Raw genomic sequence first — 20620 nt, forward strand, 5'->3', positions numbered from 1 at the left:
GGACTGGACGGCGGCGTACTCGACCGCTCCGTCGGGGAAGGCGTGGGCAACTTCGTGGCGGTTGACGCCGAGGGCGCTGGCGACAACGAAGACCCGCCGGCCGGAGCTGTGTCACTACACCCAACCAGCGCGGCCAACAACACAACCACACCCCACCGCCTCACCCTCCGAAGATAAGCCCACCCACGGAAAGCAGGCGGCACGCGGCACGCGGCACGCGGCACGCGGCACGCGGCACGCGGCACGCGGCACGCGGCACGCGGCACGCGGCACGCGGCACGCGGCACGCGGCAGGCGGCAGGCGGCAGGCGGCAGGCGGCAGGCGGGGCGAGCGTGAAGGGCGTGGGGAGGTTAGTCCAGCACGGTGAGTTCGGCTGGGCCGAGGTGGAGGGTGCCGGAGGTCAGGGGTGTCGCTCGGATGCCTCCGTGCCCACGTAGTGCTTTCATGGCGCCGGGGGCGAGGACTTGGTCCATCCAGGCGCAGGGGTTTGCTGGGCGGTTGGACTGGAAGGTGATTGGCCCGGCGCCGGAGTCGAGCGTGAACCGGCGGCCGTCGACGCGTGTGCCGTCGGCAGCGCGGCGGGAAGCGAGCTCGTCGATCGGGTACCCGCGGAGGGTGATGTTGCGGCGAGTGAGGTGTGGGTCGAGCGGCCCGGGCAGCCCAAGCACCCGGACGACCTCATCGAGCGACGCTGCATCGATCAGCGTGACGGCGGCGTTCTTGTGGATCTTCTGGGCGTAGTACCTGTCGCCAACGATGCCAAGACCGGCGCGTACCTCGATCTCAGTGCGCGCGACCGGCTCGGGATCAGCCCGAGGTCCGTCCTGCGGTCGCCCCTCAAAGGCGTGCCGAGCGGACACGACAAGCGCGAGGATCTCGACCGAGATGCCCATGAATCACCCCCAGGTAAGCGGATCGAGAAGGCGGAAGAAGTGGAGCCGGCGGGGATCGACCTCCGCCAGACCGTAGGCATCAAGGAACGGAGCCGGGTCCGCGGACCACTCGTCGTGGAGTTGGATGGTCGTCAGCGCCAGATCCGAGTACCGATCGGCGACACCTAAGCGGCCAAGGTCGATCAAACCGGTGACCTCAAGCGTCAGCGGATCAAAGAGAAAATTCGGCAAGCAGGCGTCGCCGTGGCACACGACCGGCTCCAGGACGCTCTCGATGTAGGCGCTCTCAGCAACAACTTCGGCGAGCAGCTCGGCCGGCCGCCGCAGGCGCCACTCGTCGGTGAGGAAGTTCGGGTTCACCGCGTCCCGGCGTACGACGTCCGCCGCCGTCTCGATCACCTTCGCCAGCGGCCGCTCGAAGGGGCAATCGGTCAACGCATGAAGCTCGCGCAGCACCACACCCAGACTCCGCATCGCCCGCTCGTGTGCGTCCGCCGGCAGCGAGTCACCAGACACTCCAGGCACAGCCGACGTCAGCAGGCAGGCACCATCAGCAGAAGAGATCCAGTCCACAACCGTTGCACTGGGCAATCCCGTTCCGGAGAGCCACACCACCCGATCACGCTCAGCGGCCAACTCGGCAACACCAGAAGCGTCGCAGCACTTCGCGAACACGTCCCCACGTCGATAGACCGTCGCATCCGACTCGCCGACGTCCACCAGGATCCAGTCAGACAGTGGCGGCAGCAACTCTCTCCCTCGTGTGACCAAGAATCGCGGTCACCGGTCGCCCGGTAACCAGCTTGCCCTCAGCAACGAACCCTTCCTCGCGTCCGGTCAGATCCTGAATCAGCCGCGACCGCCACAAGTCGAGCAGATCAGGGCGGGAGGCAACCAGATTCCGCAACTCACCCGGATCCGAATCCAGGTCGAACAGCTGCTCCACCCCGCGCGCCGAACCCCACACGTACTTGATCCGGCCATCCGTCACCCACTGGATCGACTGCCCGAAATGCAGATGCTCCCCATGCAGCCACTCGCGCACCGGCACAGATGACCCGCGCAGGAACGGCGCCAACGAACACCCATCCACCGACGAAGGGATCGCAACACCGGCCAGATCGAGCAACGTCGGCATCACATCCCGCAGCTCAACAACCTGATCAACCACCCCGCCACGAACGGCATCACCGGCCGAAGCGCGATCAGCAACGATGAACGGAACGTGCGCCGATCCCTCATAAGGCACCGACTTCCGGAACATCCGATGGTCGCCCATCATCTCGCCGTGGTCGGAGGTGAACGCGATGATCGTGTCGTCGTACACCCCGAAGTCGACCAGCGCCTCGCGGATCCGGTTGATCTGCAAGTCGATCTGCGCCATCAGCCCGTAGTACCCGGCCCGTGCCCGATGCACGACCCGGTCCGGCAGATCCCCGATCGACGCCTGGTAGTCCCCGTCGCGCCGGAACTCGTCCCAGTCGCTCTCCCAATCACCCAACGACCGTTCGTACGGCGGCAACGCGTCGTACCGGTCAAAGGCCCAGGCCGGCGGGTCGTACGGCGGATGCGGCCGATGGAACGACAAGTACAAGAAGAACGGCCGGGTCGGATCCCGCCTGTACAACCAGTCGATCGTAGAAGTCCCGATCCATGAAGTCGGATGAAGTGACTCCGCCTTGTCCCACGGCCGCGCAACCACCGAATTGCAGTTCACACCGTGATCGAAGTACTCCGCATCCGGCGACACCCCCGGCTGCCGACGCAACCATGGCACGTAGTCGTCGAAGAACCCGAACTGCTGCCGATACTTCCGCCGAGAGTGATGCAGAAACCCGTCATGCAGTACGACGTCGTCGAACCCGAGCCGCGCCCGCTCCGGCCACACGTGCATCTTTCCGATCGCCTGCGTGTGATACCCGGCCCGACGGAACTCGCCCTGGATCGTCACCGGATGCGCAACGTCAAAAGGGACCCCGTCGGTGTACCCGACCCGCCCGTGCCGCTCCTGCGACTGCCCCGTGAACAGCGCGACCCGAGCCGGCACACACGTCGGCGTCGCCGAATAGCCCCGGCTGAACCGCACCCCCGCCCGCGCGAGCTCGTCCAGATGCGGCGTCTCGACGTACGGATGGCCGGCGCACGACAACGCGTCGCCCCGCCATTCGTCGACACAGATCAGTACGACGTTCGGCCGCGTCACGTCATACCCGGGACGACTCGCGCACGATCAGCTGCCATGGGAAGTCGAACACCTCACCTGGAGCGCCCTCACGATCGGTCAACCTGCTCACGATGATCTGTGCCAATGCATCGTTGAACTCGACCGGTCCGACGGTGGACAGCGACGGGTCGAGGTGCTCGCCCTCCAGCGTGTTGCCGACGCCGACGATGGCCAGCTCGCTCGGTACGTCGATCCGCAGCCGATGCGCTGCCCGTACGGCGGCAATCGCGGCGAAGTCCGTCGTGCAGTAGATCGCGGTCGGCCGATCCGGCCTGGACAGCAAGGCCATCGCGGCCCGGTACGCACCCTCGGGGTGCTGCTCGAAGACCTCGATGTCCTCGTCCCGGATCGGCTTGCCTGCCGCGCGCAACGTGTTCAGATAAGCGTCGAAGCGCGCGAAGCCGATCGTCCGGGAGGTCAGCGCGCCGACCCGGTCGTGATGCTCGAGCAGGTGCTCCACCGCGAGATGGCAGCGTGGCTCGGCGCCCGACCGGATCACGTCGAAGCCCTCCGGCTCGAGCGTCTCGCTGAACACCACGATCTGCACGCCCTGGGCCGCGAACGCTTCCAGTTCGGCGATCTGCGAGGGATCTGGCTTGATGCTGTCGATGAAGATGACGTCCGGCGTCCGGTTCGCCAGCAGGGTCCGCCAGTCGCCGTCGGCCACGATCAGAGCAGTCTTGCCGAGCGGAGTCACCGCCGTACTGACCGTGGCCGCGACAGCCTGCGACCACGGGTCCGCGAGCACATTGAGCGACAGCAGGACCAGGTCCGACTTCCCGGTGCGGATCGCGCGGGCCGCGTCGTTGCGGCGGTACCCGAGCCGGCTGGCCGCCTCGCGGACCCGGTCCGCGGTCGTGTCCTTGATCGTGTGGCTGCGATGGCGTCCGGACAGCACGTAGGACACGGTCGCGACCGAGACACCTGCCTCCTTCGCCACCATACGCAGCGTCGGCCGATCGGCCGCAGGTGAGGACATAGGACGATTGTCGCAGATCGAGCCTTCGCCGAAGGTGAGATCTTCGGCCACGGCCTAACCTTTGACCGCGCCGGTGATGACGCCCTTGGTGAAGTGCCGCTGCAGGAACGGGTACACCATGGCGATCGGCACCAGCGCGACCACGACGACGGCCATCTGCAGGGATTGCGGCTGCGACGGCGGATGTACGCCGAGCTGATCGGCCGACAGCGACTTGCCCTGCAGGACGTAGGTCCGCAGAATCACCTGGACCGGCCACTTCGACGTGTCGTTGAGGTAGAGCAACGCGTTGAAGAACGCGTTCCAGAACCCGACCGCGTAGAACAGCCCGACAACCGCGATCACCGCCTTCGACAGCGGCATCACGATCCGCCGCAGGATGGTGAAGTCGCTGGCCCCGTCGATCCGCGCACTCTCGAGCAGCTCACCCGGCACATTCATGAAGAAGGTGCGCAGGACAACGAAGTTGAAGGCGCCCAGCGCCCCGGGCAGGATCAGCGACCAGAGGCTGTCGAGCAGCCCGAACTGCTTCACCACCAGGAACATCGGGATGATGCCGGGCGCGAACAGCAACGTGAACAGCACCATCAGCAGCACCGGCCGTCCGAACAGCACCGGCCGCGACGTGGCGTAGGCCAGTGCGATCGTGACGGCCAGCGCGATCGCCGTACCCACGACCGTGACGAAGACGCTGACCAGGATCGCCCGGCCCATCAGGCCGCCGCCGAAGAGCGTTTGGTACGCCTTCAGTGTCGGATGTGACGGCCACAGGACGTACCCGCCCGCATCGATGATGTCGCGGTCACTGGCCAGGGAGGTCGAGATGACGACCAGGATCGGGATGACGATGACAAGTGCGAAGCCGCCGAGGATGACGGCCTTGATCGCCTGGTAGCCAGGAGACGGGTTCTCTTTCCACACTGGCCTCATGAGGCGCCTCGCTTCTGGAAGATGCCCGGTTCGCCGAGGCGGTGGGCGAGGGTGTTCGCGCCCCACAGCAGCAATGCGCCGACCACGCCCTTGGCCAAACCGGCTGCCGCGCCACTGCTCCAGTCGCCGCCGACCACGCCCGCGTAGTACGTGAACGTGTCCAGTACTTCGGCGGCGCCCGGCCCGACCGAGTCGCGTTGCAGGATGAACTGCTCGAACCCGACGCTGAGGATGTCACCGATCCGCAGGATCAGCAGCAGCACGATGACGGTCCGCAGCGCGGGCAGCGTGATGTGCCACAGCCGTCGCCACCGCCCGGCGCCGTCCGCCGCTGCGGCTTCGTACAAAGACACATCCACAGTGGTCAGCGCCGCGAGGAAGATGATCATCGCCCAGCCCGCGTCCTTCCAGACCAGCTGCGCGACCACGAGCAACGGGAAGGTGTCCGGGTTGGTCATGAACGGGATCGGGTCCAGCCCCGCGTGCCGCAGCAGGTTGTTGACGAACCCGGCCCCGCCGAGCGACTGCTGGAACAGGGTCACGACCAGCACCCAGGACAGGAAGTGCGGCAGGTACGCGATCGTCTGGAACCACCGCCGGATCCGGTTGCTGATCAGCGAATCGACGATCAGCGCCAGCCCGATCGGCACCGGGAAGAACAGCAGCAGCTGTACGGCGGCCAGCAGCAACGTGTTCCGCAACGCGTCCCAGAAGTCCGGGTTGTCGTAGAGGCTGACGAAGTTCTGCAGGCCGTTCCACTCGCTGTGCATGATGCCGAGGTACGGCTGGAAGTCCTGGAACGCGACCACGTTGCCCAGCACCGGCAGGTAGAAGAACACCAGCAGGAAGACGACGCCGGGGATCATCAGCAGCACCATCTGCCAGTCCCGGCGCCACTTGGCCGCGAGCGGCAGGCCCGCCTTGACCTGCCGCCGGCGTGAGCTCGATTTCAGCATCGATCAGGACCCGGTGACCGGCACGCTCGACGGCAGCACGGCCGCGAACTCGTCGCGCATCTTGTCACCGCCACCGGACTTCCAGCGCTTCAGCGCCGCGTCGTACGCGTCCATCTTCTGCCGGCCGGTGACGATGTCGACGATCGTGTCCCGGAACGCCGCGGTCAGCTTCGGGCCGAGCTTGCTCGACGTGTCGGAGTACGTGCCCGCGGTCGGGTTCCGCATCGCGTACTTCAGCAGCTTCTGTTCCGTCTCGTAGATCTTGCGCGTGTCGTCGGGGTACGCCGGGTTGAAGATGACGCTCTCCGGCGAGTTCATGATCTGCAGCGCACTGACCAGCCCGGGCGCCTGCTGGTTGCCGGCCTTGGTGAGCACAGGGTTCTTGGCCGCGTCCAAGGCGTACTGCTGCCCCTCGACGCCGAAGTTCTTGACCAGGTACTCCTTGGTGCCGAACGGTGCGGACAGGTAGTCCATCAGCGCGAGCAGCTCGCGGATCCGTCCCTCGTCGGTCTTCTTGAACGGCGTGAACCCGACCGTGCCGTAGCCCATGTCGTAGGTCGGCTTCGCCTTGCCGTCGTGGCCGAACGGGATCATCGTGTCCACGAACAGCGTCGGATCCAGGTTCCGGAAGTCGGCGGTCGCCCGCGGGCCGACCGTGACCTGCGCGGCGATCTGGCCGTTCACGGTCTTCGGGGTGGCGTCGGCCAGGTTGAGGTCCGGGTAGAACACCTTGGCCGCCCACAGCTTGGCGGCGTACTCGACCGCGGCCTTGTAGTTGTCGGTCTCGTAGAGGTACGTGAGCGACCGGTCCTGGTTCACCCGCCAGCCGTTCGGGGCGCCGAACCATTCGCCGAACATGTGCAGCATGTTGATGATCGCCGGCTCGAGCGCGTAGTTCGTGCCGTTGGTCAGCTCCTTGCACTTGGCAAAGAACTCGTCGGCCGTGGAGCACTGCAGTCCGCCGACCTTCGCCCAGGTCTTGGGGTTGCCCATCATCACCTGGCCGAACGGCGTCGACGGGATCGGCGCGCCCCAGATCTTCCCGTTCACCACCGCGGTCCGCCAGGAGGCCGGCTTCAGCGCTGCCAGGTTCGGGTACTCCAGCACCGCGTCGCCGGACAGGTACTTCGTCAGATCCTGGAACTTGGCCTCGAGCATCGGGCCGATGTTCGGGATGCCCTGGTTCGGCGGCAGCCACATCAGGTCCGGCAGCGAGTCGCTGGCCAGCAGCGTGGCGAACTTCTCCGGGTAGCCCGGGTCGGTGCCGATGGTCAGCTTGAGCTCGCCGCCGAGGGCGGAGTTCAGCGCCTGCCACATCGGGTTGCTGCCCATCGGCGGCGGAGGCGTCGCGAACGTCTCGGTCAGCGCGGTCACCGCGCTCTTCAGCGGCGGCGCCTTCACGCTCGAGATGGCGTCCGCGGGGAACTTCAGGAACCCGGGCTCCAGGCCGGACTCGGCCCCCGGGAAGTCCGGGTGCGGCCCCTCGAACGGCTTGTACGTCGGGAGCGTGAGCTCACCCGAGGCCTTCGCGCCACCGCTCGACGTGCCGCCGTCACCACAGGCCGCCAGCGTCGAGGTGGCAATCGCCGCACCGGTCACCTGCAGAAACCGTCGCCGACTGATCATAGTTGCTCCAAGTTTCGAAGAAGTGCTCACTAACACTCACTTAAACGTTAACCTGGACCGTAAACCTCTGCCACCACCGGATGCAAGGCGTGAGACAAAAATGAAGCCGGCGGCCGCGGGCTCGAGAACCCGCGGCCGCCGGCCGTCATAGGTGTTTCAGCGCGTGGCTAGCACGTGACGACCAGCCAGGTCAGCGCCCGGCAGGTCTTGCTCGCCTTGTCGTTCGTGGCGACCGGGTCGATCGGCGAACTCGCCGTCCGCTGCGCGGTCCCGGTCACGTTGCCGATCGTCAGCATCCCCGCGGACACGATCAGCGTGCGCGTCGTACTCTCGCCGCTGCCGAGTGAGGCGATGTCACAGTTCACCGTCCGCGTCGTCCCGACCCGCGTGCAGGTCGAGCTGACGAAGGCCGTGCTCAGCGGGTAGCCGCCGACCACGCGGATCCCGGTCGCCGTGCTCGGTCCGTTGTTCTTCACGCCGATCGTGTAGGTGATCCGAGCTCCGGTGGCCTTCCCGGTCACCGACACGGCGACGTCAGCCGGCTCTTCCTTGATGGTCAGCGACGGCCCGTCGATGACCTCGAACGAGAAGTTCTCGCCGACGAACTGGTGCTGCAGCTGGATCGTCCCGAGTGGCGCGTCGTCCTTGACCCGGAAGGTGAAGGTCACGGTCCTGGACTCACCCGACGGTACGTCGCCGACTCCGGCCCGGACGCTGGTCCCGAGCGTGTCACACGCCGTGGCCTCCGGGCACGAGACCAGGTCGACCATGTCCGGGAGTGTCGCGTCCTTGGCGTACAACGTCGCCTTGCCGCCCGTGACTGTGGACGAGTCCGAGTTGTACACGGTTTGCTTGATCGTAAAGGTCTGTCCACGGGCGACCGACGTCGTACTGACCTCGATCGCGCTCGTCGGCGGCGCCGCGTGCGCGGTCACCGGGACCGTCACGAGTGTCGCGCCGGCGACTGCCGTCACCAGCGCAGCACGAAACAACTTCAAGGCATGCATAAGCAATAGCCCCCCATCCCCATTTGAACCCCAGTAACAACTGCCCCCACAGACCGCCGATGGCGGTGCAAGCAGTATGGTAGGGACCTTCACGGCGGTCAACCACTCGCCGTTGCCTTGTACAACCGCGCGCCTCAGAAATCCAGTCTCAGGAGCAGGTCCTCGAGGCGTTCGGTGCGGCCCGCCAGGCGGTGGCGCTCCCAGTCCGGGCGGGAAAGTGCATCGCCGGCCAATTCAAGTGCCTCCGCGAGCTCCTCCTCCGCGTAGGGATTCGGTATCTCCAGCCGCTCGCCCATCGCTTCCTCCGCGCCGAACAGCTCCGCCGCGCCGGCCGGATCGCCGAGCCGCAGCAGAATGTTCATCGCGGTGTTCGAGAACGCCATGGTCAGAGTCGGGCTGGCGAGCGCCACCACGGTCGGCGTCAGACGCCGGGCCAGCTCGGCGGCATCCTCGACGCGGTCGGCGAGGGCGAGTAGGTAGGCCAGGTTCTGTCCGTGGATGGTGACCTCGAACGCGTCCCCGAGAGATTCGCTGATGCTCAGGGATTCGCGGAGCAGCTCCTCGGCCCGATCGAGGTGTCCGAGCGCCTCCTCGATGCCGCCGAGATGTCCCAGGACCCGAGCCAGTCGCCAGGAGTCGTCAAGGTTGCGGAGCCGCTCGACGGCCTCGGTCAGCGTCTCCCTGGCCGCGTCGAGCTCTCCCTGCTGGCGTTGCGCCGAGCCGAGCACCGTCATCCCGAACGCGATGCCGGCCGCGTCATCGAGTTCGCGCGCCATGGCCAGGCTGCGGGCGGCAACCTCGTAGCCGCGGTCGGTTTCGCCCTGCATAAGAAGGAGATTGCTCAATCCACGAAGACAGGCGGCCAGCTCGGGCGAGGGCGTCGTACCCGCGGCTGCCACGACTTGTTCGTGCCAGTGGCGGCTCTCGGCGTGGTACGCACCGAGTTGCCAGACCCAGCCAATGTCCGAGCACAGCCGCAACGCCGTCCGGAGGTCGTGGTCGGTCGCCCAGTCGAGCGCGGCGCGGAAGTTGTCGAGATCGATCCGGGCGTGCTCGACAGGCGGCTCGGCCATGGTCTTCTTCTGGATCTCGAGTCGTTCGGCCAGGTCCGCGTAGTAGCCGGCGTGATGGCGGTGGATGGCTTCGGCCTCGTCGGTGATCTGCAGCTCGTCGGTGGCGTACCGATGGATGGTCTCCAGCAGCTCGACCCGGGTGCCTTCCGGTCCTTCGGCGAGGGTGATCAGGTTGGCGTCGTGCAGCTCCGCGACGGCATCGAGCGGATCGACGCCGGTGGCAACTTCTTGGATCGCGGCGAGGTCGGCGCCGCCAGAGAAGACCGACAGGCGACGGAACGTACGGCGATGCTCCGGGCCGAGCAGCTCGTATGACCAGGCGATCGTGGCCCGCAGGGTGCGTTGCCGCTCCGGCGTCACGCTGCTCGTCGATGCGATGTCGAGCGACTGGCCGACCCGGGCCAGCAGCTCCTTCGCACTGAGTAGCCGGACTCGCGGCGCGCACAGCTCGATCGCGAGGGCAAGCCCGTCGAGCCGCCGGCAGATCGCCACGACGTCGGGGGTCAGTTCGAAGGCGGGCTGCACCGCGCGGGCGCGCTCCATGAAGAGTTGTACGGCGGCCGACTCCTCGTCCGCGACGGGGAGCGGCCCCACGGGGTGCTGGTACTCGCCGACCAGACCGAGCGCCCGCCGGGAGGTGGCGACGATCTTCACGTGCCCGGCGCCTTCGATGATCTCGGCAACGACCTTGTCCGCCTCCGGGAGCTGCTCGAGGTTGTCGAGGACGAGCAGCAGCGTCCGCTGGGCCAGGTACGCGACGATTCGCCCGCGCTCCCGCGGCGGGACGTCGAGTACTTCGGCGATCGTCGACCACATCACCGACTCGGACGTGGCGGCCGCGAGCGGAACGAAATACACCGCGCCGGGGACCTTGGACGCCGCACCGATCGCGAGGCGGGTCTTGCCGGAGCCGCCCGGACCGGTCAGCGTGACAAGCCGTACGTCGGGCTGACCGAGCAGATCGAGGATGCGTTCGAGGTCCTGCTCCCGTCCGAGCAACGGGGTCGCCGGCGTCGGGAGGCTGGTCGACGTACCGAGGGAGCGGGGTGGCGGGAAGTCGGCCTGCAGACCGTCGATCGTGACCTGGAACAGATGCTCGGGCTCCGGAATGTCCTTCAAATGATGGGTTCCCAGGTCGCGCAGCGTCACACCGTCGGACAGTTGGGCCAGCTGAGCCGTGATCGCCGAGACCACGATCTGGCCACCCTGCGCGGCCGCGCCGATACGCGCTGCGAGGTGGACGTCCATGCCCCAGTAGTCGCCGTCGTACACGCCCGGCGTACCGGTGTGGATGCCCATCCGCACCCGCAGCCGCTCGCCGCCCGGCCAGCGGTGCTCTGCCAGACCGCGCTGCCCGTCGACCGCCGCCCGTACCGCGTCGTCGGCTGTCGGGAACACGACGAAGAAGCTGTCGCCCTCGGTCCCCATCTCCGTCCCGCCGTACGTCGCCCAGACCGCCCGCAGGATCCGGCGATGTCCTTCCAGCGCATCGAGGTACCGATCCCCCAGGCGGCGCAGCAGCACCGTCGACCCCTCGATGTCGGTGAACACCATCGACACCATTCCCCCACCCATGCGGCCAGTCTCAACAACTCGCAGGAGAACGTCGAGAGTTGGCGGCAACTTTTGCCGACGAACCGGTGTCTCATCCGGTGCGCGGCCAGGGAGGCAGCGACAGGAGCTGGGGGTAAAGAAAGATGAAGCGGTTCGGAATCGTTGCGGGGGCTGTCTCCGGAGTGGCTGCGCTGGCCGGGGCGGGCGCAATGCTGCTGGGCGGGGCGGTGCCGAGCAACGCCGCCACCGAGCAGATCAGGACGGTTGCCGCGAGCAACAGCACGGCCTCGACGCCGGTGCGGTACAAGACCCGGTTCTTCGAGCACTACAGCGAGGGCAACCACGCCATGGCGGTGCTGCCGTCCACCTGGCGGGCGGTCGAGCTCGGCAACTGGCAGACGCGCTTCGACGACAGCGCGAACAACCGGATGATCCGGTTCGACACCAACTACGACTACAACATCAGCACCGTGACGGCCCTGAACCGGAAGATCGCCGCGCTCAAGGGCACCCGCGGTCTGCACATCGTCGGCACCTCGACGGTCGGGATGAACTCGACCAACCACCAGGGCCGGCTGACCGTGAGCACGGTCGTCTACACCTACAAGAGCGGCAACACCACCCGCTGGGTCGCGACCCGCTACGTCGGCCAGCAGGGCCGCAAGACTGCCGATGTCGAGATCTCGACGGCCGGCTCGCCCGCCGACAGCAAGGTGCTCGGCGCGGTCATCAACTACGCGACGCTGTCGCTGGCGCTGGCCGGCTGAGCAACGCTTCGACCACTTTCGAAGGCGGGCCCTGGAGCGCAACGGCGCTCTAGGGTCCGCCTTATGGCGACGACCTACCGGGATGCGTTCCGGGTCCCCGAGTTCCGGGCGATGTGGCTGGCCGAGCTGCAGTCGGTGGCCGGCGATCAGCTGGCCCGGGTCGCGCTGTCGGTGCTCGTGTTCAGCGACACCGGGTCAGCGGCGCTCACCGGGTTGACGTACGCGTTGACGTTCGTCCCGTCGCTGCTCGGCGGACTCTTCCTGAGCGGCCTGGCGGACCGGTTCCCGCGGCGCGAACTGATCTTCTGCGTCGACGTACTGCGTGGCTGCCTGGTCCTGCTGGTTGCGATCCGCGGGATGCCGTTCGCCGTGCTGTGTGTGCTGGTCGGGATCGTGTCGCTGCTGCAGCCGGTCTTCAAGTCGGCGCAGCTCGCGTTGCTACCCGAGGTGCTCGGCGAGGAGAAGTTCGGCACCGGGATGGCGATCCGCAGCATCACCATCCAGTCCGCGCAGCTGGCCGGGTTCGCCGGCGGCGGGCTGCTGATCGCGGTGTTCGATCCGTACGTCGTCCTCGCGCTCGATGCGCTGACGTTCTTCGGGTCCGCCGTACTCATCCGCTCCCGGCTGCGGGCGCGGCCGGCCTCCGCATCGGTATCGCCGAGCACCAAGAGGCAGCCGTCGTGGGGGCTGCTCTTCGCGGATCGCACGACGCGGACGCTGGTGCTGATGATGTGGTTGATGGCGTTGGTCGCCGTCTACGAGGGCATGGCCGCGCCGTACGCCGCTGCGTTCGGGGGCGGGGCGACCGTCGTCGGGCTGATCCTGGCGGCGGATCCGTTCGGCAGCGTGGTCGGGGTGTTCGTGTTCACCAAGCTCGTGCCGGAGTCGCGACGGCAGGGTCTGCTCGGACCGCTGTCGATCGCCGCGGCGATACCGGTCGCGATCTGTCTGCTGCATCCGGGGCTGGTCGTCTCGATCGGCCTGTTCGTCATTGCCGGCGCGTTCGGAACGATCGTCGTGATGGTGACGACCACCGCGTTGACGACCCGCCTGCCGGACGCCCGCCGCGGCCAGGCGATCGGGATGGGCAACGCGGGCCTCACGACCGCGACCGGCATCAGCCCGCTGATCGCCGGGGTGATCGCCGATCAGACCTCCGCGACTCAGGCCGTCGGCTGGTTCGGCCTGGTCGGCACGGCGGTCGCGGTCCTGCTGGCGGTCGCTTGGCGTGCGCTAACCGATACCGGTGGTGCTCTCGCGAACCACAAGGCTGAAGGGGGCCTGTAGGCGGACCGGTTCACCGTCCGGCCGCTGGTCGCGGAGGGCCTGCAACGCGAGCCGAGCGATTGCGACACGATCCGGCGCGACTGTGGTGAGCGTGGGCAGGGTCGCGAGGTCGTACGGGATGTCGTCGAAGCCGACCACCGCGACGTCCTGCGGGACCTTCAGGCCGCGCAGCACCAGCGCCCGGATCGCACCCATTGCCAGCCAGTCGGTGGCCGCGAAGATCGCATCCGGCGCCGGATGACCCGAGTCCAGCCACTCGCCAAGAGTCCGCTCGGCATCCTGACCACGCAGCCCACCGGTCGGCAGCACGATGTCCTCGTTGACGGGCAGCCCGGCCGCGCCGAGCGCGTCGCGGTACCCGTTGATGCGCTCGTCCTCCATGCCCGGCCCCGGCGCCAACGCCATCACCGTCTGCCGTCCGAGCGACAGCAGATGCTCGGTCGCCACCCGGCCCGCGTCCCGGTTGTCTATCCCGACATGGTCGGCGTGATGCTCCGCACCGGCCTTCTCCCCCAGCAGGACCAGCGGCAACGCCTGATCGCGACTCTGCACGTCCTCCGGCGTGAGGCCGAGCGGGCTCATCACGATCCCGTCGAGCCGGGCCGGATGCCGCTCGTTGAGCAGCGCGAGCTCCGCCTCCCGGCGCCCGCCGGTCTGGTGGAACTGCACGATCCAGCCGAACGACTCCGCCTCGTCCAGCATCCGCGCCGCGAGCGAGGCGAAGTACGGCCGGTCGAGCTGCGGTACGGCGAGCGCGATCACCCCGCTGCGGCCCTGGGCCAGGTTGCGGGCCGCGATGTTCGGCCGGTACCCGAGCTTGTCGATCGCGGCGAGCACCCGCTGGCGGGTCTCCTCGCGGACGTGCTCGGCACCGTTGACGACGTTCGACACCGTCTTCATCGACACCCCGGCCGCCGCGGCGACATCGGTCAAACGGGGTCTCATGGGAGCAATGCTGTCATTTGAGACCGGTCTGGGCCATGCCGGCCAGGATGCGGCGCTGGAAGACCACGAAAACCACCACCACGGGGACCAGCGTGACGACGCTCATCGCGAACAGCCCGCCCCACTCCGAGCTGCCGGTGGCGTCGAGGAACCCGCGCAGCGCGACCGGCACGGTCAGCTTGGTCCTGGTCGACAGGTAGATCAGCTGGCTGAAGAAGTTGTTCCAGGTCCAGATGAACGAGAAGATCGCCGTCGTCACCAGCGCCGGCGACAACAGCGGCAGGATGATCCGCCGGTAGATGCCCCAGTACCCGCAGCCGTCGATCCGCGCGGCGTCGTCCAGCTCGACCGGGATCGACCGGATGAACTGCACCATCAGGAACACGAAGAACGCGTCGGTCGCCAGGAAGCTCGGCACGATCATCGGCCAGAACGTGTCGATCCAGTTCAGCTTCCGGAAGATCGAGTACTGCGCGATCAGCGTGACGTGCGCGGGCAGCATGATCGTGCCGAGCATCAGCGCGAACAACGCCTTCCGGCCGACGAACCGCATCCGGGCGAAGGCGTACGCGGTCAGCGAGCAGGTCAGCACGTTCCCGATCACGACCGCGGCGCAGATGATCAGCGAGTTCATGATGTAGACGCCGAAGTTGGTCCCGGTCGACGACCATCCCAGGGCGTAGTTGCCGAGCGTCGGGTGCTCCGGGATCAGGCCCGGGTGCTCGAAGATGTCGGTGTTCTTGCGCAGCGAGGCGCTGACCATCCAGAGCAGCGGGTAGAGCATGATCAGTGCCCCGACGGACAGTCCGGCATGCGCAAGCACGCGCTTCATCGGCGTACCCCTTCGTCTCCGTAGAACACCCAGGTGCGGCCGAGGACGAAGTTCAGTCCGGTGAAGACCGCGATGATCAGCAGCAGCACCCAGGCCATCGCGGCGGCGTACCCCATCCGGAAGTTGCCGAACGCCTGCTGGTACAGGTACAGCGTGTAGAACAGCGTCGAGTCCGACGGACCGCCCTTGCCGCCGCTGATCACGAACGCCGGGGTGAACGCCTGGAACGCGCCGATGATCTGCAGCACCAGGTTGAAGAACACGACCGGCGACAGCAGCGGCAACGTGACCCGCCAGAATCGTTGCCATCGGCCCGCACCGTCGACCTCTGCCGCTTCGAGTACGTCGTCCGGGATCTGCCGTAGCCCGGCCAGGAAGATCACCATCGGCGCGCCGAACTGCCAGACCCGGAGCACGATCAGCGTCCACAACGCCGTACCCGGCTCGGAGATCCAGCCACGGCCCTGGATGCCGAAGACGCCGAGGATGTCGTTGAGCAAACCGTCGCTACCGAAGATCTGCTGCCAGAGCAGGGCGATCGCGACACTGCCGCCGAGCAGGCTCGGCACGTAGTACAGCGCCCGGTAGACGGCGAGACCTTTGAGACCCCGATTGAGCAGTACGGCGACTGCGAGCGCGAACGTCATCTCGAGCGGCACCGACACCCCGACGTAGATGAAGGTCACGCGCAACGAGTGCAGGTACCGCGGGTCCTGGAACAGCGCTGTGTAGTTGTGCAGCCCGGTCCACTCAGGGGTGTTGAGCAGCGCGTAGTCGGTGAACGAGTAGTACAGCGACAACAGCATCGGGCCGATGGTCAGCCCGAGTACGCCGATCAACCACGGCAACAGGAACAGGTACGCCGGGAGGCCCTGGCGGAGACGAGCCATCACTGACCGAGAGTCTTTCTGGCCAGCTCCACGAACTCCTGGGCGCCGGCGTCCGCCTTGGTCTTGCCGAAGCCGATGTTCTCGGCGATCCGGCCGAACCCGGTCAGCAGCTCGCCGTACCCCTTCGGCCACGGCTTCGGCGAAGGACCGACCTTGCCGGCGATGTCCTCGACGTACTTGATCGCCCGGGCGCCGGCCGAGCCCGCGTCTGCCGAGACCAGGTCACGCGCCTTCTTGGACGGCGGTACGCCGAGCAGGATGCCGATCGACTTGATCGCCTTCTCGTCGTTCAGCAGGAACCCGATCAGCTTGGCCGCGTCCTCGGGATGCTTGCTCGCAGCCGAGATGCACCACAGGTCGAGGCCCTTGACGAACTGGCCCTTGAGGTCGCCGGCCTTGTCCTGCGGCACCGGCAGCACTGACAGCGGGCTCTTCACCAGCGGCTGGTAGAAGGTGACCTGCTGAACCCAGCCGAACTGCAACGGAGCCTTGCCCTTGGCAACCAGTGACTTCTCGATCGCGGTCGTCTCGGCGCTGACGTTCTGCGGCGGCGCGGCCTTGGCGGTGCGCAGATCCGCCCAGTACTGGAACCATTCCTGGACCGTGTCTTTGCTGGTGGCGAGCTTTCCGCCGTCGTCGGAGAACAGCTCGGTGCCGTGCTGGCGGGCGAACACCTCGAACAGCTGGAAGTTCCCGGCCTGGTCGGTTGATCCGTAGGAGCCTTGGATGGATCCGCTGTAGTCGCGGGCGAATTCGGCGAACGCGTCCCACGTCCAGCCCTGCGCCGGGACCGTACCCCCGGCGCGCTTGACGGCGGCCTCGTCGACGTACATCGCATAGCTGATCGAGCTCTGCCCGATGCCGTAGTTCTTGCCGTCAGCAACACCACTGTCGGCGACGTCCTTGTCGAGGTTCGAGGTGTCGATCCCCAACGAGCCAAGGTCCTTCAGCGCGCTCCGGCCGGCGTAGTCGCTGAAGTAGCTCATCGACATCCGCAGTACGTCGGGAGCGTTGTTGCCGGAGGTTTGCGTGGCCAGCTTGTCCCAGTAGTCGTCGAACGGCGCGCTCTCCGCGGAGTACTCGACGCCCCCGCTCGACTTCCACGCGGTCAGTGCGGTGTTGAGCGCCTTCGTGACCGGGTCAGGCCCGTACCAGGAGACTCGCATCGGGCTCTTGCCTCCCGAGCAACCGGGCAGGACTGTGGCGGCGGCGGTCGCGGCGCCGAGACCCAGCAGGGTCCGGCGGGTCAATGTGGTCATGCTTGGTTCTCCCTGCGTTGGGCCCAGCGCCAGTTGTGGGGCAGGCGGAGCGGGACGTAGTTGCCGTTGGGAAGGTCGTCGGTCAGCCGCGCCTGCCAGCGGGCGAGCTGGTGCAGCAGCCGAGCCCGGACGGCTAGGTGACGGTCGTGGTCGAAGAGGTTGTCGAGCTCGGCCGGGTCTCTTGAAAGGTCGTACAGCTCGCCGGCGAGGTCGGCGTGGACGATGAGCTTCCAATTGCCGCTGCGGAGCATCCGGGCGGCGCCGGACTGGGTGACTGTGTTGAGCTCGTCGAAGGTCGGGCCGTCGTACGCGAAGTGCAGAGGCGGCCGGGCCGTCGCGTCGTACGCGCGTCCACCGAAGCCCTGCTCGGCGATGATGCTGCCGAATTCTTCCGCCGGAGCCGCCTCGCCCTGCGCGAGTGGGAGCAGGCTGCGGCCCTGGACGCCGTCGGGGATCGGTTGGCCGAGGGCCTCGCAGACCGTCGGAAGTACGTCGACGATCGACACCGGCTCGTCGCGCTGCTGGACGGCGATGCCGTCGCCGGTGATGATCAGCGGGATCCGCATGAGGAAGTCGTTCAGGCCGGCGCCCTTGCGTTGCAGGCCGTACTCGCCGACGTAATCGCCGTGGTCGGCGAGCACGATCGTCAAGCGCGGTCGTTGCCTCAGGCCCCCGTGCAGGCGGCGGATCTGGTCATCGAGGAGGCGCAGCATGCCGAGGTAGTTGGCGGCGTACCGACGCCAGTTGTCGTCGTACCCAGGGCGCTTCTCTTCCTGGAGTTTGCGCAGCCAGGCGTAGGTGCCGCCTTTGATGTCGGTTGCCTCGGGCCCGCTGATGCGCTCGGGGATGTCGGCCGGCGCGAACAGGTCGAAGTACGGCTGCGGGACCTGGTACGGGTTGTGCGGCTCGGGGTACGAGACCCAGAACAGGCCGGGCTTGTCGGGGTCAGCCTCGTCCATGGCCTTGAGTGCGTCGGTGGTGATCCGGTAGGGCAGTTGGCAACGCACGTCGTACGGCGTGGGCTCGTCGGAGACACCGTGGTCGAGGTGCTCCAACCACTCGTCGAAGGCCTTCTCCTCCGCGTCCCGCTCGGGTCCTTGGGTGTGGAAGTAGGGACCGGCGAAGGTGTCGAAGTCGGCTGCGCCGCGCGGCATGTGCGGCTTGCCGGCGAAGTGCAGCTGGTAGTCGGCGGCCCGCAGTACGTCGACCAGGTCCTGCGAGAACCGGGCGTGCTCGGCGTTGCTGTTCTGCCGGACCTGATGCGCGCTCGGGAACCGCCCGGTGAGCAGACTCGTCCGCGCCGGCACGCAGGCCGGCGCCGCGGTATACGCCTGCCGGAAGTCGGTCCCGCCGGCCGCCAGACCGTCGACGAACGGCATGGTGTCGACCGGATACCCACTCCGCCGAGTCAGCCCCACCCGCTGCTGATCGGTCATCACAATGACGATGTCGGGACGCATCTACCTGCCTTCGGCTCGGCCCACCACCCCGCCCCGGGCGACGCGAGGGGCGGGTCTGCGCTTTTACAGCGCTGTATTGCAGCGCTGTAAACCTTGGCGCAAGCGGCCTCGATCCGTCAAGGGTCCGCAGTGATGTGACGGGCATCACGTCCAGATCTGGATTGCTCAGCACAACTCAGATGTTCTGACTTTCACCGAGCAACTCAGCTGTCCTTGGAAGGACACCACGTGAGCACCCTCGAACTCCCCGTCTCAGCCGCTCCGCGGTCACGCCGCGTCCTGAGCCGGCGCGGCAGTTTCTGGACGGCGGCCGCCGTCGCGGGCATCAGCCTGTGGACCAGCGCGGCCCCGACCACGACGTACCCGCTCTATGCCTCGACCTGGCACCTCACCCCCACGGCGACGACGGCGATCTTCGCGGTCTACCCGGTGGTGCTGGTCGCGTTCCTGCTGATCTTCGGCCAGATCTCGGACTACATCGGCCGCCGGACCACGATGCTGTACGGCGTCGGCGCCATGCTCGCCGGCGTGCTGCTGTTCGCGATCGCCCCCTCGGTCGGCTGGGTGTACGCGGGCCGAGCACTCATGGGAGCGGGCGTTGGCCTGGCGTTGACCCCAGCGACTGCAGCCGCGGTCGAATTCAGCGCCCGGGGCAAGGCGCACCGAGCGGCGTCGGTCACGACGGTGGCGACGGCCGCGGGACTGGCCTTGGCGACGATCGTCGGCGGCGGGCTGATCGAGTACGCACCCGCTCCGTTGCACCTGGACTTCTGGGTGCTCGTCGCAGTCATCATGGGCGTCTTCGGCGCCGTCTGGCGGATGCCGCGGCACACCAAGGACGAAGCGCAGGGCCGCTGGCGCCCGCGCGCCATCACCGTTGCCAAGGGCATCCGTGTGCTCTACCTGACGGCAGCCCTCGCAGTCACCGGCGCGTACGCGTTCGGCTCGGTCTTCCTCGCGCTCGGCGCCCAGATCGTCCGTGACCTGGTCGGCACCGGCAACATCTTCGTGATCGGTCTGCTGCTCGCGATCTTCTCGGTCGCCACCGGCACGACCGCGATCATCGGCCGCCGGTTCCCCGCGCACCGTCTGGTCCCGCTCGGCGCGGTCCTCACCCTCGTCGACCTCGGCCTGCTCGAGCTCGCGGCGACGGCACACTCGGTCCCGCTCTTCGTCGCCACCACGATCACGGGCGGCACGGCGTACGGCCTGCTCTTCTCCGGCGGTCTCGGCCTGGTCGCCGCCCACGCGCCGGCCCACCACCGCGGCGCGACCGTCTCGGCCGTCTATCTCGTCGCGTACATCCTGCAAGGCGCGATCGCCCTCACCCTCGGCCTGGTCGCCACCGCCTCCGGCCTGAGTACGGCGTTGCTCCTCGGCGTCACTGTGATCGGTACGCTGGCCATCCTGATCCTGGCGGCGGCCGTTCTCCTCGCCACCCGCAAGGAGGTGTCATGACCACCCACACCACGACGCGACCGAACTGCTCGATCGCCCGGGCTCTCGAACTGCTGCGCGATCGCTGGACCTTCCTCATCCTCCGCGAGGCGCACCTCGGCACGACCCGCTTCGCCGCCTTCCGCGACAACCTCGGCATCGCGCCGAACATCCTCACCAACCGCCTGACCTCGCTGGTGGAGTCCGGCCTGCTGGAGAAGCGCGAGTACCGCGCGGAAGGCGAGCGTTCCCGCTCCGACTACCACCTGACGCAGGCCGGCGACGATCTCAAGATCGTCCTCGCGTCGCTTCAGCAGTGGGGCGACCTCCACGTCCCGCGCGAACAAGGCCCCACCGTCGTCCGGCACGCAAAGTCCGGCGAACTGGTCGACGTCAGCTTCACCACCGAGTCCGGGACCCGCGTGCCGGCCTCGGACGTCTCCTTCGACCCGGTTCCCGGCGGCCCGGCCGACCGCTCCAACTGGCGCTAGCCCGGCCCC

The 20620-nt window shown here is 67.6% G+C and carries 18 protein-coding genes; 4 read left to right on the plus strand and 14 right to left on the minus strand.

The window, feature by feature from the left end; translation table 11 throughout:
• Positions 1-351: 351 nt before the first annotated feature.
• From ACIA58_RS31095 to ACIA58_RS31135, 9 genes are all read right to left on the minus strand, one after another.
• Positions 352-894, minus strand: coding sequence for a molybdenum cofactor biosysynthesis protein (locus ACIA58_RS31095; RefSeq protein WP_396407366.1), 543 nt, complete (start codon positions 892-894; stop codon positions 352-354).
• Between the two features lie 3 nt (positions 895-897).
• On the minus strand, positions 898-1614 hold the full coding sequence (locus ACIA58_RS31100; protein WP_396407834.1) for a phosphotransferase: 717 nt from the start codon (positions 1612-1614) through the stop codon (positions 898-900).
• A gap of 10 nt (positions 1615-1624) precedes the next feature.
• Positions 1625-3097, minus strand: coding sequence for an arylsulfatase (locus ACIA58_RS31105; RefSeq protein WP_396407367.1), 1473 nt, complete (start codon positions 3095-3097; stop codon positions 1625-1627).
• A 1-nt stretch (position 3098) separates the two neighbouring features.
• Complete coding sequence (locus ACIA58_RS31110; protein ID WP_396407368.1) at positions 3099-4097, minus strand: LacI family DNA-binding transcriptional regulator; 999 nt, start codon at positions 4095-4097, stop codon at positions 3099-3101.
• Between the two features lie 54 nt (positions 4098-4151).
• Entirely contained in the window at positions 4152-5027 is an 876-nt protein-coding gene (locus ACIA58_RS31115) for a carbohydrate ABC transporter permease (RefSeq protein WP_396407369.1), read from the minus strand.
• On the minus strand, positions 5024-5983 hold the full coding sequence (locus tag ACIA58_RS31120) for an ABC transporter permease (protein WP_396407370.1): 960 nt from the start codon (positions 5981-5983) through the stop codon (positions 5024-5026). Before ACIA58_RS31120 ends, ACIA58_RS31115 begins: the two co-directional genes overlap by 4 nt.
• A 3-nt stretch (positions 5984-5986) precedes the next feature.
• A complete protein-coding gene (locus tag ACIA58_RS31125; protein WP_396407371.1) occupies positions 5987-7609 on the minus strand; it encodes a substrate-binding domain-containing protein in 1623 nt (540 codons plus the stop codon).
• A gap of 167 nt (positions 7610-7776) precedes the next feature.
• On the minus strand, positions 7777-8583 hold the full coding sequence (locus ACIA58_RS31130) for a hypothetical protein (protein WP_396407372.1): 807 nt from the start codon (positions 8581-8583) through the stop codon (positions 7777-7779).
• A 167-nt stretch (positions 8584-8750) separates the two neighbouring features.
• Positions 8751-11264 (minus strand): ATP-binding protein, encoded by a 2514-nt coding sequence (locus ACIA58_RS31135; protein WP_396407373.1) that lies wholly within the window; start codon positions 11262-11264, stop codon positions 8751-8753.
• Between the two features lie 122 nt (positions 11265-11386).
• Between ACIA58_RS31135 and ACIA58_RS31140 the strand changes: the two genes are divergently transcribed.
• Positions 11387-12010: a hypothetical protein gene (locus tag ACIA58_RS31140; protein WP_396407374.1), complete on the plus strand. Its 624-nt coding sequence runs from the start codon at positions 11387-11389 to the stop codon at positions 12008-12010.
• A gap of 63 nt (positions 12011-12073) precedes the next feature.
• The gene (locus ACIA58_RS31145) at positions 12074-13297 is read left to right on the plus strand and encodes an MFS transporter (RefSeq protein WP_396407375.1); all 1224 of its coding nucleotides are present in this window, start codon (positions 12074-12076) and stop codon (positions 13295-13297) included.
• Here ACIA58_RS31145 and ACIA58_RS31150 read toward each other — a convergent pair.
• From ACIA58_RS31150 to ACIA58_RS31170, 5 genes are read right to left on the minus strand one after another with little or no spacing between them, the layout of a single operon-like run.
• The gene (locus tag ACIA58_RS31150; RefSeq protein ID WP_396407376.1) at positions 13244-14242 is read right to left on the minus strand and encodes a LacI family DNA-binding transcriptional regulator; all 999 of its coding nucleotides are present in this window, start codon (positions 14240-14242) and stop codon (positions 13244-13246) included. The two genes, ACIA58_RS31145 and ACIA58_RS31150, sit on opposite strands and share 54 nt — an antisense overlap.
• Before the next feature lie 13 nt (positions 14243-14255).
• Positions 14256-15074, minus strand: coding sequence for a carbohydrate ABC transporter permease (locus ACIA58_RS31155; protein WP_396407377.1), 819 nt, complete (start codon positions 15072-15074; stop codon positions 14256-14258).
• On the minus strand, positions 15071-15964 hold the full coding sequence (locus tag ACIA58_RS31160) for a carbohydrate ABC transporter permease (protein ID WP_396407378.1): 894 nt from the start codon (positions 15962-15964) through the stop codon (positions 15071-15073). The genes ACIA58_RS31155 and ACIA58_RS31160 overlap by 4 nt, the downstream gene beginning before the upstream one ends.
• Entirely contained in the window at positions 15964-17223 is a 1260-nt protein-coding gene (locus ACIA58_RS31165; protein WP_396407379.1) for an ABC transporter substrate-binding protein, read from the minus strand. Before ACIA58_RS31165 ends, ACIA58_RS31160 begins: the two co-directional genes overlap by 1 nt.
• Entirely contained in the window at positions 17220-18683 is a 1464-nt protein-coding gene (locus tag ACIA58_RS31170) for a sulfatase-like hydrolase/transferase (RefSeq protein WP_396407380.1), read from the minus strand. Before ACIA58_RS31170 ends, ACIA58_RS31165 begins: the two co-directional genes overlap by 4 nt.
• Before the next feature lie 228 nt (positions 18684-18911).
• Between ACIA58_RS31170 and ACIA58_RS31175 the strand changes: the two genes are divergently transcribed.
• The gene (locus ACIA58_RS31175) at positions 18912-20141 is read left to right on the plus strand and encodes an MFS transporter (protein WP_396407381.1); all 1230 of its coding nucleotides are present in this window, start codon (positions 18912-18914) and stop codon (positions 20139-20141) included.
• Positions 20138-20611, plus strand: a complete 474-nt coding sequence (locus tag ACIA58_RS31180; RefSeq protein ID WP_396407382.1) for a winged helix-turn-helix transcriptional regulator — start codon at positions 20138-20140, stop codon at positions 20609-20611. The genes ACIA58_RS31175 and ACIA58_RS31180 overlap by 4 nt, the downstream gene beginning before the upstream one ends.
• Positions 20612-20620: the final 9 nt, after the last annotated feature.

It is taken from the genome of Kribbella sp. NPDC051586, from assembly GCF_044453965.1.
Taxonomy (GTDB): Bacteria; Actinomycetota; Actinomycetes; order Propionibacteriales; family Kribbellaceae; genus Kribbella.

Excerpts from the sequence above, each read along its gene's own strand:
- ACIA58_RS31095 (WP_396407366.1), bottom strand. The coding sequence starts at position 894 with ATGGGCATCTCGGTCGAGATCCTCGCGCTTGTCGTGTCCGCTCGGCAC.
- ACIA58_RS31110 (WP_396407368.1), bottom strand. The coding sequence starts at position 4,097 with ATGTCCTCACCTGCGGCCGATCGGCCGACGCTGCGTATGGTGGCGAAG.
- ACIA58_RS31115 (WP_396407369.1), bottom strand. The coding sequence starts at position 5,027 with ATGAGGCCAGTGTGGAAAGAGAACCCGTCTCCTGGCTACCAGGCGATC.
- ACIA58_RS31120 (WP_396407370.1), bottom strand. The coding sequence starts at position 5,983 with ATGCTGAAATCGAGCTCACGCCGGCGGCAGGTCAAGGCGGGCCTGCCG.
- ACIA58_RS31125 (WP_396407371.1), bottom strand. The coding sequence starts at position 7,609 with ATGATCAGTCGGCGACGGTTTCTGCAGGTGACCGGTGCGGCGATTGCC.
- ACIA58_RS31135 (WP_396407373.1), bottom strand. The coding sequence starts at position 11,264 with ATGGGTGGGGGAATGGTGTCGATGGTGTTCACCGACATCGAGGGGTCG.
- ACIA58_RS31140 (WP_396407374.1), top strand. The coding sequence starts at position 11,387 with ATGAAGCGGTTCGGAATCGTTGCGGGGGCTGTCTCCGGAGTGGCTGCG.
- ACIA58_RS31145 (WP_396407375.1), top strand. The coding sequence starts at position 12,074 with ATGGCGACGACCTACCGGGATGCGTTCCGGGTCCCCGAGTTCCGGGCG.
- ACIA58_RS31150 (WP_396407376.1), bottom strand. The coding sequence starts at position 14,242 with ATGAGACCCCGTTTGACCGATGTCGCCGCGGCGGCCGGGGTGTCGATG.
- ACIA58_RS31155 (WP_396407377.1), bottom strand. The coding sequence starts at position 15,074 with ATGAAGCGCGTGCTTGCGCATGCCGGACTGTCCGTCGGGGCACTGATC.
- ACIA58_RS31160 (WP_396407378.1), bottom strand. The coding sequence starts at position 15,964 with ATGGCTCGTCTCCGCCAGGGCCTCCCGGCGTACCTGTTCCTGTTGCCG.
- ACIA58_RS31165 (WP_396407379.1), bottom strand. The coding sequence starts at position 17,223 with ATGACCACATTGACCCGCCGGACCCTGCTGGGTCTCGGCGCCGCGACC.
- ACIA58_RS31170 (WP_396407380.1), bottom strand. The coding sequence starts at position 18,683 with ATGCGTCCCGACATCGTCATTGTGATGACCGATCAGCAGCGGGTGGGG.
- ACIA58_RS31180 (WP_396407382.1), top strand. The coding sequence starts at position 20,138 with ATGACCACCCACACCACGACGCGACCGAACTGCTCGATCGCCCGGGCT.